The organism is Raoultibacter massiliensis, assembly GCF_900199545.1.
GTDB classification, from domain to species: Bacteria; Actinomycetota; Coriobacteriia; order Coriobacteriales; family Eggerthellaceae; genus Raoultibacter; species Raoultibacter massiliensis.
The window spans coordinates 2,346,220-2,359,395 of sequence record NZ_LT962671.1; the positions used below are offsets into that span (position 1 = coordinate 2,346,220).

The following is a 13,176-nucleotide window of genomic DNA, read 5'->3' on the forward strand; positions in this document are numbered from 1 at the left end:
GCACGTCGTCAAGTGACTATTGCCGCTCGCCGTACTTGAGCGTGGGTCCGTCTTGGCGCGCCGCCTCGGCAGCAAGACGGGCCTTCAATTCGCTGTATAGCGTTTCCATATGCTGCTCAGCCCAAACCTGATCACCGATGGAAGCGACGTCACACGAGCTGTATTTGTCTTCAGGCGTACCCGACAGAGGATCGGTAACATGCATCGTGAGATCGTTGCATTTCCCGACCCACCATTGATAGGTCATGTATACGGCTCCAGGATTGACACGCTCATCGAGCGCGGCTCGCGTGATAACCTTGCCCCGTCTCGAATACACCCAAACGAGTTCTTCATCTCGAATGTCGCGCTTGCGTGCGTCGATCGGATTGATATGTACGTAGCCCGGCTCATCGGCAAGCTGCGCCAAAGCCTTGCAGTTGCCAGTCATCGACCTGCACGAATAATGTCCCACCTCGCGCACTGTGCAGAGCACGAGGGGATATCCCTCATCTGGCTCTTCCGTCGGAGCGCTCCAATGGTGAGAGAGCAGCAACGCACGCCCGTCGAAGGTGTTGAAGCTGCCGTCGAGATACAGGTCCGGCGTACCTTCTCCCTCGATATCGGGAATCGGCCACTGCGCATATCCGAGGCCCTCCATCCGCTCGTAGGTTGCCCCGTAGAACTGGGGGCAGAGCTCCCGAACCTCATCCCAAATCTCCTTCGTATTCCGATAGCGCATCGGATAGCCCATCCGCGTCGAAATCTCTTGGAATATCTCCCAATCATGCTTGCATTCTCCCTTAGGCGGCACGGCGGCCGTAAAGCGCTGGAACGATCGATCCGAGGCAGTGAAAACCCCTTCGTGCTCGCCCCATGAAGTGGCGGGCAGCACGACGTCGGCAAGCGCCGTCGTCTGAGTCATGAAAATATCTTGACTGATAAAGAATTCAAGATTCTTCAGCGTCTTTTCCATATCGGCGGAATCCGGTTCGGTCTGCAGCGGATCTTCTCCGAAGTTGTAAAACGCCTTGATGCTGCCGTCCCGCACGCCATGGGGAAGATCGGTAAGCTTGAATCCCTCTTTGTTGGACAGCTTCTCAGCAGGAAGACCCCATGCCTTTGCGAACTTCGCCCGCACCTTCGCGTCTTCCACCTTCTGGTAGCCGGGATACAAGTTCGGAAGCATTCCCATATCGCAGCTGCCCTGCACGTTGTTCTGGCCGCGCACGGGAGCCACGCCGCAATGAGGCTTGCCTATCTTGCCCGCAATGCAGGCAAGAGAAGCTATGGCGTGGACTGTGTGCACGCCTTGCCGCTGTTGGGTGACGCCCATGCCCCAACCGATAATCGACGACTCCGCAGTGGCGTACATCCTTGCAGCTTCACGAATTATTTCGGCCTTCACGCCAACGACATCCTCCACTGCCTCGGGCGGATACTGCTGGATTACCTCGAGCCAGGCTTCATACCCGCTTGTATGGGCATCGATGAACGCCCTATCGGACAGCCCTTCCTCGATAATCGTGAACGCCATCGCGTTCAAAAGCGCGAGATTGGAACCATTCTTCATTTGAATGTGGATATCGGCGATGCGGGCCGTTTCGATAACGCGCGGATCGCAAACGATGACGCGGGCTCCCTTTTCCTTCGCCTTGACGATTCTCCGCGCTACGATAGGGTGACTGGCGGCAGGATTGTATCCAAACAACATGATGCAGGAAGCTTCTTCGAATCCTGGAATGCTTACGCTCATGGCACCGCTTCCAATCGTATCCATCAGACCGATGACGGAAGGGGCATGGCACGTTCTCGCACAGTTGTCGATGTTGTTGGTGCCTATGCACGCCCTTGTGAACTTCTGCATGACGAAATTGGCTTCGTTGCCCGGCCCGCGGGATGATCCGGTGAGCATGATCGAATCGGGTCCGTATTTCTCCTTGATCTCCGACAAACGCTGCGCAGTAAAATCGAGTGCTTCGTCCCAGGTTACGCGTTCGAGTTCTGCCCCTTTACGGCGCCTGATCATAGGATGGAGCAAGCGCGGCGTCAGTATTTTCGTATCGTTCACGAAATCGTAGCCGCTCAATCCCTTCAAGCACAGATTCCCCTCGTTGGTCACTCCGTGCAGGGGCTCGGCATCTACGATCAAACCATTTTCGACAACAAGATTCATTTTGCATCCGGCACCGCAGTACGGACATACAGTCATGTGCTTTTCCATAAGGCAACCCCTCACTATAGTGTTACATCCGAAAACGATTCCATGAATGATTCAACGGATTTTGCGGCTCTGTCGCGCTTAGCCGCCTCCTCTGCCGCAAAGAACTTATCGTCGGCAAGAAACAGGCCATCGGTCGGGCATGCCTCTACGCAAGCCGGTCCCGCGCTGCGTCCAGCGCAAAGATCGCATTTGACAACAACCGGGGTCTGCCCCGAATTAAACGCAAGCCCCCCGAACGACTCGAGCTTCGGCCTGGATCCAATGGAGATAGCTCCGAACGGACAGGCAAGAACGCAGTTCTGACAGCCGATGCAGCGCTCTTCGCGAATGGCGACACGCGAGCCGTCTGAATGCAAGCATCCCGTCGGGCAAGACTTCACGCAGGGCGCGTCTAGACAATGGTGGCAGCCAATCGGCGCGGATACCTTTATCGTAGTAACAAGCCGAAGACGAGGTCCCGTCATCTCGCTTCCCTCATGAGACCGAATGCACGCCACCATGCACGTTTTGCAGCCGATGCACTTACGTGGATCCGCAAAGACAAAGCTTCTCGCTGCCATAAGCGTACCCCCTTCTCGCTTCTGGTGTCTTGCTCAAAGGCAAGCCCACTTTCGAATAGACCCTCTGCACAGAATATTCATGAACCCCCGAGTAGATTTTCACATCTAATCAGCCTCCAGGCAGGTTTGTCAAGAAAGGGCATCAACATTCGACGGCATTGTGAGGTTGCTGCGTTTTTGCAGGTTATTGATTCTTTATCAGGTTGTATCTTTTTGGAAATGCCTTCTGGAGCAAAACCAAACGCACTGCTCCCAAAGATTCTAGGCCATTTTTTGTGTATCACATTTGTTTTACGTTTTTATTAGATTTACATGCAAAATGCCTGATTCGGCATAGACTGGGCGCAGCTTTCATGCGAGTAATAGAAGTTTTTGAAAAAAGATGACTGTGCGACCACGCAAAAACACGCCCGCGGCTTCGTATTCCTTAAACGAAGCCGCGGGCGCCGACAAGATGTTGCTTTTTCTCTACCCGACGATTGAACGTACGCCGGGTTTCACTTGGGCCTCGTACGCTACTTCACACCGCCGGCCAAGGTCTTTGCGGCCTTGGCCGTACGAACAAACGATGGTTTCCATGCATTCAGCATAAACACATCCCTTTTGCATGCAGGAAAAATTGGCATGAATCAAAACTCTACCGCAGCTTTTCGGAAAGAAGCACCGCCAGGCTTACCGGAACGCGCGCATCTACAGCCTCGACATCGCAGATGGCGGCCTTTATTCATGTAGCAGGGCCCCATCGGCAAGAAATAATTTCAGAACCCGATCGTCATCATCGAGCTCAGGATGGAACGCCACCCCGAGCTGATTTCTGTACCGAACAGCCACTATGTCGCCGCCAACCCGGGCGAGCACCTCAACCTCCTTGCCCACCTCGGTAACAAACGGCGCTCGAATGAACGTCATGGGCACGTTTTCCTCCCCCGCAAAGGCGGCGTTCGCATGGAAACTCCCCAGCTGCCTGCCATAGGCGTTGCGTCGAACCGTTACGGGCATCGTGGCGAGCCCGCTTCGCCCGCCATCCGCTGCACCTTCAGCCCGATCGGCAAGCAGAATGAGCCCCGCACAGGTTCCGAGCACCGGCATGCCGCCTTTGATGCGTTCGCGAAGCGGCCCGCACATCCCCAGTTCATGCAACAGCTTGATCTGCACCGTGCTCTCTCCCCCAGGCAAGATCAGGCGGTCGAACGGCTTTTCGAGATCGGCTGCCTTCCTCAATTCGATGCACGCGCAACCCAACTGCGCGAGACGGCGTTCGTGTTCGACGAATGCCCCTTGCACGGCAAGAACGCCGACTGTTTGCCCATCCCCAGGCAGCGCTTTGCCGCTTGCATGCGCTATCTGCATCACGGCATCCTATTTCCCGCGCTCGGCCATCAGCAGATCGATCTCCTGCTCGTTGATGCCCACCATAGCCGCGCCGAGATTTTCGGACAGCGATACGATCATCTCGGCATCGCCGTAGTTCGCGACGGCCTTCACGATTGCCTGGGCGCGCTTGGCAGGATCGCCCGACTTGAAGATGCCCGACCCCACGAACACGCCCTCAGCGCCAAGCTGCATCATAAGCGCCGCATCTGCAGGCGTGGCAACACCGCCTGCTGCGAAATTCACCACGGGAAGCTTTCCGTTCTCGTGCACGAAGCGAACCAGGTCGCAGGGCACCTGCAGCTGTTTCGCCTCCTCGAACAATTCATCTTCGCGAAGCGATGCCACTTTGCCGATCTGGGCGTTCATCATACGCATGTGACGCACCGCCTGCACGACATCGCCAGTGCCGGGCTCGCCCTTGGTACGAATCATCGAGGCGCCCTCCGCTATGCGGCGCAAGGCTTCGCCGAGGTCGCGCGCACCGCACACGAAAGGGACGGCGAAGGCGGTCTTATCGATATGGTAGGTATCGTCGGCAGGTGAAAGCACTTCGCTCTCGTCGATGTAATCTATCTCGATCGCCTGCAGTATCTGCGCTTCCACGAAATGGCCGATGCGGCATTTTGCCATAACGGGAATGCTCACGGCGGCTTGGATGCCCTTGATCATCGAAGGATCGCTCATGCGCGAAACGCCGCCCGCAGCCCGAATATCAGCTGGTATGCGTTCGAGCGCCATAACCGCGCAGGCACCCGCCTCCTCGGCGATGCGCGCCTGTTCGGGCGTCGTCACATCCATGATCACGCCTCCCTTGAGCATCTGGGCAAGCGCACGGTTGAGCTCGCTTCTATCTTCGCCGTTCTTCGATTCCTCCTGCATGACCAGCCGCCTTTCCCTCGAATCCGTTCTCGACTACGAGCAAGGCTATCGCGTATATGACCTTAGTGGTATTATCAAAAATGGTTTTTTGAATATGGTCAGATTATAACCAGACGACAATAACGCCAAACAAGAAGGAACGGCTTTGCTCACCTACGCGCTCGAACACCGAGGAACGGACAGCCTGTACGAATACCTTTACAAGTGCATTCGAAACGACATAGAAACGGGCACCATCGCCGCCCACGAGAAGCTTCCCTCGAAGCGATCCCTCGCGCGCCATCTGGGCGTGAGCCTGATCACCGTCGAAGGAGCTTACACCCAGCTTGCAGCCGAAGGCTATGTATACGCTATCGAGCGGAAAGGGTATTTCGCAAACCCCCTCGTCAAGAACGCAGCAACGCCAAGCTCCCGGGCAGCGCGGCAGCAGAAAGCACACGCGCAAGCCGAGGAATCTGCGTCGAGCCCCCTTGTTGCCGACTTCACCGGAAGCTCCGTGGCAACGGGCCTTTTCCCTTACGGCACATGGGCGAAAACCGTACGCGAAGCACTTGCGGAAGAGTCGGAGCGAACGCTGCTCTGCGAAACCTCGGCAGCCGGGTCGCTCCGATTGCGCCGCGCGCTCGCCAACCACCTGAGCGGTTTCAGGGGCATGCAGGTCGCCCCCGACCAGATCGTCGTCGGCTCGGGGGCCCAAACCCTCTACAACCTGATCGTACAGCTGTTGGGCAGAACCATGCGCTACGCCGTCGAGGACCCTGGCTATGCGCGCCTTACCCAAATCTACCGCGCGAACAACGTGGCGCTTTCCCATGTGCCGATGGACGAGGGCGGCATCGAAGTCGAAAAGCTCAGACGTTGCGGAGCCGATGTGCTCCACATCATGCCCTCGCACCAATACCCCACCGGCCTCGTCACCGCGATCAGCCGTCGCTACGAGCTTCTCGGCTGGGCATCGGAAGAAAATGGCCGATTCGTCATCGAAGACGATTACGATTGCGAGTTTCGCCTTGCAGGCAGGCCGATTCCCGCGCTGCAGACCATCGATGCAAGCGAGCGCGTTATCTACACGAACACCTTCACGAAAAGCCTCGGGCCGGCCTTCCGCATCGGATACATGGTCCTGCCAGAACACCTTGCCACCCGCTTCGAGCAAGAGCTCGGATTCTACTCCTGCACGGTCAGCGCAATCGATCAGTTGGCGCTTGCGCGATTCATCGAAAACGGCGATTACGAACGGCACGTGAACCGCATGCGCACCCACTACCGCTCGGTGCGCAACGATCTCATCGCCGCCTTCAAAGCGACCTCCCTTGCCGATCGCATGAGCATCGAGGCCGAAGATTCGGGGCTCCACTTCATCTTAGGGATCAAATCGGCTGCAAGCGAGCAGGAGATTGCGCGAGCCGCCCAAGCACGAGGGGTAGCTCTCGCACCGCTCTCGTCGTTCTATCAAGATGCGGAAAACCTGCCGAATCTGCCTCCCGGAACCACTCTTCCCCGAAAATTCGTCATAAGCTACACGGGCATTGCCCGCGAGAGCATCGAATCTGCAGCCCGGGCGATCGCACAGGCTGCAGATGGGTAACATTGGTAGGTTTGCCGATTAGCATACCACGCGAACGCGGCGAATATCGTCAATGCTGTTGAGCTTTGCGATTGCCGCCTCGGGGGCTTCCTGATCGATATCAAGCAGCGTGTAGGCGAAATCACCGCGAGACTTGTTCGTCAGGTTTTCGATGTTGACGCCCTCTTCGCCGAACGCATTGGTGATCTGGCTCACCGTGTTAGGAACGTTCTTATGCATAACCGCAACGCGATGGCCTCCTGCGGGGCAGGCGCCCATATCGCAAGCGGGATAGTTGACGGAATTCACGATGTTGCCGTTCTCGATGTAGTTGACAAGCTCGCGCACGGCCATGATCGCGCAGTTGTCCTCGGCCTCGGCCGTCGAAGCGCCAAGATGAGGCAGCACGATGGCACCGTTCATCCTCATAACCTCCGGCACCGCAAAATCGGTGATGTAGGCGTGCACCTTGCCCGACTCGAGCGCTGCGGCCATAGCCGCATTATCGACGAGCGTATCGCGCGAGAAGTTTAAGAACACCGCGCCGTCCTTCATGAGTTCGCAGGCATGCGCATCCACCATTCCGATGGTCCCTTCCATGGCCGGAACATGGATGGTGATGTAGTCGCACTCGCGGAAGATATCGTCGAGATTGGTCACGTGATGCACCTCGCTCGACATGCGCCAGGCAGCGCCCACCGAAACATAGGGATCGTAGCCGTACACATCCATGCCCAAATCGATTGCCGTATTGGCAACCTGCGCGCCAATCGCACCGAGGCCGATGACGCCGAGCTTCTTGCCGAGTATCTCGCGGCCCGCGAACGCTTTCTTGGCTTTTTCCGCTGCTTTGGCGATGTTCTCGTCGTCGGCGTTTTCGCGGCACCACTCGATGCCCTCGACGATGCCGCGGCTGCCGAGCAGAAGGCCGCAGATCACAATCTCCTTTACGGCGTTGGCGTTGGCGCCGGGAGTGTTGAAGACCACGATGCCCTCTTCGGCGCAGCGGTCGAGCGGAATGTTGTTCACACCAGCGCCTGCGCGGGCGATGGCCAGAAGGCTCTCAGGGAATTCCATGTCGTGCATCGCGGCGCTTCGGACCAACACGCCCGTCGACTTGTCGAACTCTTCGGTGAGTTCGTAGGTATCGGGCAGCAGATCGGTTCCGTACTTCGAAATGTTGTTCAAGCAATGGATGTACTGCATGGATTCTCCTTCGCGCAAAAAATGGCGGACGCGCATCCTCGATTCCGCGAAGCGCACGACCTCGGCATCCCGTTAACGTGCGTATCATACCCCAAAAACTCATGATCAGGCATGCCGTATGCAGCAACGGGCATTTTGCTGGGCTAACGTCGGGCGTTTGCCGTTTCTTTGCCATGAAAGCCAAGCGCGAAGAGAAGAGTCGCGCCGAATGCGAGCCCTCTGTGAATGCAGGTCCTTTTCTAGCGCGAAGGCAGAATGCAGCGATGGCCCGCCGTCGAGCTGCACTGGTTGCAGGACGTGCACCGAGCCTGATACGAAGGATCGTCGCGCCAGCGGTTTACGAGATCGGGCTCGCAGATAAGGGGGCGGCACAGGCCAAACGCCGCTATGCCGTCCTCGGCAGCAAGGTGCTCCATGACGTCAATGCTACGGTTGCCGCCGGTGAGCACCACGGGAACGCCGACCTCGCGCACAAGCTGCTTGGCGTAATCGGCAAAATACGGTTTGTCGCGATAAACCTTCGGCTCGCATGCCCGCCATGCGCCGCTCACTTCGATCGCATCGACTCCGCTTTCGGCAAGCAGGCGCGCCGCCTCGATGCTATCCCGCTCGGTCAGCCCGCCCTCGACGCCATCGGAGCTGTTCAGCTTCACCAACAGCGGATAGTCAGCTCCAACCTCGTTGCGAATCGCGGTCACGGACTCCGTAATGATGCGTGCGCGATTTTCAACCGAACCGCCGTACTCGTCGACACGCTTATTGAGGAGCGGATTCAGAAACTGGCTCAACAGGTAGCCGTGCGCCGCATGTAGCTCGACGCCGTCGAAACCCGCCGCCCTCGCACGCCCGGCTGCAGCGGCGAACGCCGAAACCAGCATCTCGATGTCGCGCTTAGTCGCTTCGGCGGGCACGATTCCCGTCTTCGGGTTCGCGATGGCAGAGGGTCCCAAAATGCGCTTGCTCGGCGGATCGAGCCTGCTCGCCGAGCCGCCGTACACGATCTGCGAAACGAATGCAGCGCCGCTCTCGTGCACGATATCGACCAGCTCGCGATATTCGGAGATAAACGAGTCATCGTAGATTCCGAGCATGTTGGGGTTAGGCTGCTCGTCGGCCGTTACGTATGCGTAGCCTGCGATGATCGTGCCGACGCCGCCCTCTGCGAGCTCCTCGTGAATCGCCATGAGCTCGGAAGTAAGATGCCCATCGTCAGTCGCAAGGCCCTCGTAGGTAGCCGCTCGTACGAAACGGTTCTTCGCACGCATCCCGTTGATTGCCAGCTCTTCAAACAATGCACTCATAGGTCTCCGATCACTCGATAACCCCATGATAGCGCAAGTGGGTGGAACGAGCCGCCCCTGGTCGCTGTATCCGCAATCGCGCAAGTCCAGTCGATACAATCCCTCGCCACGTGCAAGAAGAAACGGCCGAACTGCACAAAAATCAACGATGTGTTGCGTTTAAGGACCGCTCGACCCCCACAGCCGCGCCGCCGCTTGCTAATCAGCGACGTTTTCCCAGGTCAATATACATACGATATTCCCAAAATCACTGCAGTGCGACGTCGAGCGCAACACAACGAGGAAAAGTGTGCACCCGGGGCTCGCCCCCACCGCCAAACCAGGATTGGCGCAGCCCTTACGCCTGACTTCCCCATGAGTCGAACATGTCGAGCAGATCCTGCTTCGAATTAACGCCGAGTTTTTGGTAAATATGGGTCGTGTGGGTTTTGACGGTCCCCGTCGTCACGAACAACTCGCCGGCAATATAGGGCAAGCTTCGGCCGCGGGCGAGGTATCCGAACACCTCGGTTTCGCGATGCGTTAGCCCATGCGCTTCGGCGAACGAGGCGATCTTCCCAACCATGAGCTCCTCTGATGTCGCAGGCTGCAAAGCCGCCTCAACCCGAGAGGCCGCTTCCCCCTGCGGCGAAACGCGGGTCTCCACCTCGTTATCGGCCAACGCACCCCGTTGCGACATTTCCCCATCCGAATACGCGCTCGCTCGCGCCACCAGCATGAAAAACAACACGAGCACACTGGCCCCGCACAAAACGTCGAGCACGAACGCTCCCGATCCGAACAGATCGCCAATCTGCTTTCCCAGCACGTTTCCGAGAAACACCACGCCTGAGATCACCGCCTGCCCGATGCTGAACGAAAGCAACGGCGACAGGCCGCTTTCCTGCGTGCTTTGCGTAACCACGAGAAACACGAGCACCTGCAGGAAAAACGCCGAACCCTGCACCAGCGCCCCACCCACCGCAACGCCCGCAACGCCGAACACCATGATGGCAACAAGCCCGATGGCGGTGAACGTTACCGTAATGCGGTACACGCTGCCGACCGAAAGCGTTGTGCGGCCCGAAGTCAGGGGGACGAGCGCCATGGTTGCAATGCACGCGCACACGACGATGCCCCCGAAAAACAGGCTGTCGACGCCCGCGTATCCCCGGCCAAGCAGAACCGACGTTATCAGATTGCCGATAAACGTTGCAATGAGCAACACGGAAAGGGATCTCCAAGGAAGCACGGAGGCCTCCCACGAACCCGCCGCGAGCTCGCCGAGCGAACCGGGCCCTTTATCAGATGCCCGAACGGGAAACACCTCCGATGCAACCTCGTGCCGTATCGTGGCATCGTTTCGCCACAGCGCCCATGAAGCCACAGGCAAAAGGCACACGCACGCGATCGGCACGGGGCCGGGAAGATGAGAAACGACCAAGTAAAGCAAATAGGCGACGAGAAACGAAAGCACAACCAGAGGCCGTATGCGCTTCGGACCCAACGAGTACCGCGCACCCCAGGCAACTCCGAGCAGCGTCACGCATACCCCGTCGACAATGCCACAGGCAATAACGACCCCCATCGCGTTCGCACGAACCGCCCACGCGATGCCCACCGCCGAAAGGGAAATGGCAACCGCGGCAACGAAGAACGCCGAACGGCGAACTACCAAGCGGCGGCGGCGCGACAGAGCCATCACGCAGAGGGCGAACGCAACAACCGATGCCTGCGAAACGAAAAATCCTATCTCGATTCCGATGCTCGCGTCGAGCGCTGCATCGGGCGGAAACATAACGGGGCTCAAGAAGCAGAGGAATCCCCACGACCAGAGAAATGCCGAACCGATGACGACGACGAAAGACCGGCGGCGCTGAACGCTGCGAGGCTCGCAACCCGATGCCGCCTCAGCCCTTTTCGCTTGCTTCGCTTCCGAAAGCGATTGGCCCATCGCCGCCTCCTTACCCCAACTCGAAATGTTCGGCAATCATACCGCAAAAACCGAGCAAGGAAACAAGTCTCGCAAATATAAGGCTTTGATCAGGCAATTAACAAATATCTACCGTTTCGTCAGATGCGCTTTTTCCGTCCTGCGGCCACACTGCAGCCATGCTCGAACGTGAATCGAGCGCAAGACCATCGACATCCTGGAGGGAAACGATGAAACAAATCACCGAAACCAGAAACGCATCCGAAGCAGAAGAGGCGAAAAGCGGTCTCAGCCGCCGCTCGTTTCTGACAGGCGCAGCGGCAACAGCCGGCCTTGCCGCCATGGCGGGTATCGTCGGATGCTCGCCGAGCGGATCGGCAAGCACGGCAGGTGCGGAAGCAGGCTCGACCGCAAACGGCTCGGGAACGCAAACCGCTGGAGCCATGCAGACGACCGACCCCTCGAAAGCCGTTTGGCCCGTCGTCGAAGAAGTAGAGGTTGGAGCTGCGGGCGAAGGCAAGATCGCCTTTGTCGCCGAGCCCATTTCCGAAAGCGACATCGTGGCCACGCACGACGTTGACGTTGTCGTATGCGGGCTCGGACCCGCGGGCGACGCCGCAGCGCTCTCGTGCGCCGAACAAGGGCTCAAAACCGTCGCCGTCGAAAAGCAGACGGTCGGCAACTACAACTCGGCCACCATCGGCGGCACGAACTCGAAGCTCAACGAGCACTGGGGCATGACCTACGACCTCGATGCCTGGATGGGCGATGCCATGGTCGACTGCGCGTTCCAGGGCGAAATGGAGCTGTACCGCCATTGGCTCGAAACGAACGGAGAAGCCGTTGACTGGTACATCAGCCATTTCGACAACCAGAACCTCGATGATTATCCGTTGACGTTCGCGGCGGGCGATTTCCCCGATTTTCGCGACCAATGGGATACTACGTCGCTCTCCCGCTCGTGGAACACTTCGTTCAACCTTCCCTATGCCCCTGGCGATCTTGCGGGCATCCTCGCAGGCATTCTGCAAGAGGCTGGCGTCGAGATCCGTTACAGCTGCCCCGCATGCCAACTCGTTACCGATGACGCGGGCAAGGTGACCGGCGTCATCGTGAAAAGCGATGAAGGATTCGAACAGTACAATTGCGCCAAAGGCGTCGTGCTCGCAACCGGCGGCTACGAATTCAACCAGCAGATGCTCAAGGAACGCTGCCGTCCGCGCGGCGTGCCGGGCGCCTGGCTCACCGGCGCTTTCGGAAACACGGGCGACGGCCACCAGATGGGCCTTGCCGTCGGCGCCGCCGAAGACGAGTTCCCGCAGGCGATCATGCTCGACCCCGAGCAGCTCATGCCGTATCTGCGCGTCAACAAGCTCGGCAAGCGCTTTACGCCCGAATACGAGCCTTACGGTCACCTTGCGCTCGCCATCCAGGCGCAGCCCGGAACCTACGATTACTACATCGTCGATGGGGACATCGCCAACAAGATCGATAAGATCTGGACGCCAAGCTCTTCGTGCTACGGCCCCAAAGAAGTCTGGGTAGCCGCAGCCACAAGCGAAAACGCACTGAAAGCCGACACGCTCGAAGAGCTTGCCGAACTGATGGAGGTGCCCGTTGACGACTTCGTCGCATCGATCAACCGCTGGAACGAAATGGCCGCCGCGGGCAAGGACGAGGATTTCAATTTCCCCGGCGAGATGATGATGACCATCGACACGCCGCCGTTCTACGCCACCAAAGAGCACGCCGACGGCCTGTGCACCGCAGGCGGCCTGCTCGTCGATACCGAGTGCCGCGTGCTCGACAAGGAACGCCAGCCGATCGACGGCCTCTTCGCCATCGGCCTCACCTCGGGCGGCATGTTCTACAACACCTACCCGCACAACCTGAACTGCCTCTCCCACACCCGCAACTGCCTCATGGGCTATACCGTCGGCAAAGTGCTTGGAGGCCAAGCGTAGGCTAGCCCAACAGCCTCTTTCCTCACATCCCCCCTGAACGGGCCCGCCATTCCTCGGCGGGTCCGTTGCGTTCGAAGCATTGCGGGAGCACGCTACGCTCCCCCGGCCCGCTCGGCAGCGAACTGCCCGGCTCGACGACCGCCCGTGCAGGCACGGCCGGGGCCCACGCCCCATATGGTAATCGGGTAGTCGTCGGAGAAGAAGCTGCCC

9 protein-coding genes are annotated in these 13,176 nt (G+C 58.6%); 2 read left to right on the forward strand and 7 right to left on the reverse strand.

The features are described from left to right. Window positions 1–16: 16 nt before the first annotated feature. The 4 genes from fdhF to pdxS all read right to left on the reverse strand — a co-directional run bounded on the left by fdhF (window position 17) and on the right by pdxS (window position 5,016). Window positions 17–2,203 (reverse strand): formate dehydrogenase subunit alpha, encoded by a 2,187-nt coding sequence (gene fdhF, locus C1719_RS14295; protein WP_102375717.1) that lies wholly within the window; start codon window positions 2,201–2,203, stop codon window positions 17–19. 14 nt (window positions 2,204–2,217) lie between these two features. Further along, the gene (locus tag C1719_RS16365; protein WP_102375718.1) at window positions 2,218–2,763 is read right to left on the reverse strand and encodes a 4Fe-4S dicluster domain-containing protein; all 546 of its coding nucleotides are present in this window, start codon (window positions 2,761–2,763) and stop codon (window positions 2,218–2,220) included. A gap of 720 nt (window positions 2,764–3,483) precedes the next feature. Next, the gene (pdxT, locus tag C1719_RS14305) at window positions 3,484–4,113 is read right to left on the reverse strand and encodes a pyridoxal 5'-phosphate synthase glutaminase subunit PdxT (protein ID WP_102375719.1); all 630 of its coding nucleotides are present in this window, start codon (window positions 4,111–4,113) and stop codon (window positions 3,484–3,486) included. 9 nt (window positions 4,114–4,122) lie between these two features. Next, on the reverse strand, window positions 4,123–5,016 hold the full coding sequence (gene pdxS / locus C1719_RS14310) for a pyridoxal 5'-phosphate synthase lyase subunit PdxS (protein ID WP_102375720.1): 894 nt from the start codon (window positions 5,014–5,016) through the stop codon (window positions 4,123–4,125). A 145-nt stretch (window positions 5,017–5,161) separates the two neighbouring features. On the opposite strand from pdxS, the gene pdxR reads away from it, so the two are divergent. Next, window positions 5,162–6,604, forward strand: a complete 1,443-nt coding sequence (gene pdxR / locus C1719_RS14315) for a MocR-like pyridoxine biosynthesis transcription factor PdxR (protein WP_102375721.1) — start codon at window positions 5,162–5,164, stop codon at window positions 6,602–6,604. Between the two features lie 18 nt (window positions 6,605–6,622). Here pdxR and C1719_RS14320 read toward each other — a convergent pair whose 3' ends face one another. From C1719_RS14320 to C1719_RS14330, 3 genes are all read right to left on the reverse strand, one after another. Then, entirely contained in the window at window positions 6,623–7,789 is a 1,167-nt protein-coding gene (locus tag C1719_RS14320) for a phosphoglycerate dehydrogenase (protein ID WP_102375722.1), read from the reverse strand. Window positions 7,790–8,028: 239 nt separating this feature from the next. After that, complete coding sequence (locus C1719_RS14325; protein WP_102375723.1) at window positions 8,029–9,090, reverse strand: NADH:flavin oxidoreductase; 1,062 nt, start codon at window positions 9,088–9,090, stop codon at window positions 8,029–8,031. 337 nt (window positions 9,091–9,427) lie between these two features. Further along, on the reverse strand, window positions 9,428–11,023 hold the full coding sequence (locus tag C1719_RS14330) for a helix-turn-helix transcriptional regulator (protein ID WP_102375724.1): 1,596 nt from the start codon (window positions 11,021–11,023) through the stop codon (window positions 9,428–9,430). A 209-nt stretch (window positions 11,024–11,232) separates the two neighbouring features. Between C1719_RS14330 and C1719_RS14335 the strand changes: the two genes are divergently transcribed. Beyond that, entirely contained in the window at window positions 11,233–12,966 is a 1,734-nt protein-coding gene (locus C1719_RS14335) for an FAD-dependent oxidoreductase (protein ID WP_102375725.1), read from the forward strand. Window positions 12,967–13,176: the final 210 nt, after the last annotated feature.

What these genes read in the sequence shown, in the direction of transcription:
- C1719_RS14320 (WP_102375722.1), bottom strand. Translation starts at nt 7,789, where the DNA reads ATGCAGTACATCCATTGCTTGAACAACATTTCGAAGTACGGAACCGAT.
- C1719_RS14335 (WP_102375725.1), top strand. Translation starts at nt 11,233, where the DNA reads ATGAAACAAATCACCGAAACCAGAAACGCATCCGAAGCAGAAGAGGCG.
- C1719_RS14325 (WP_102375723.1), bottom strand. Translation starts at nt 9,090, where the DNA reads ATGAGTGCATTGTTTGAAGAGCTGGCAATCAACGGGATGCGTGCGAAG.
- C1719_RS14330 (WP_102375724.1), bottom strand. Translation starts at nt 11,023, where the DNA reads ATGGGCCAATCGCTTTCGGAAGCGAAGCAAGCGAAAAGGGCTGAGGCG.
- fdhF (WP_102375717.1), bottom strand. Translation starts at nt 2,203, where the DNA reads ATGGAAAAGCACATGACTGTATGTCCGTACTGCGGTGCCGGATGCAAA.
- C1719_RS16365 (WP_102375718.1), bottom strand. Translation starts at nt 2,763, where the DNA reads ATGGCAGCGAGAAGCTTTGTCTTTGCGGATCCACGTAAGTGCATCGGC.
- pdxS (WP_102375720.1), bottom strand. Translation starts at nt 5,016, where the DNA reads ATGCAGGAGGAATCGAAGAACGGCGAAGATAGAAGCGAGCTCAACCGT.
- pdxT (WP_102375719.1), bottom strand. Translation starts at nt 4,113, where the DNA reads ATGCAGATAGCGCATGCAAGCGGCAAAGCGCTGCCTGGGGATGGGCAA.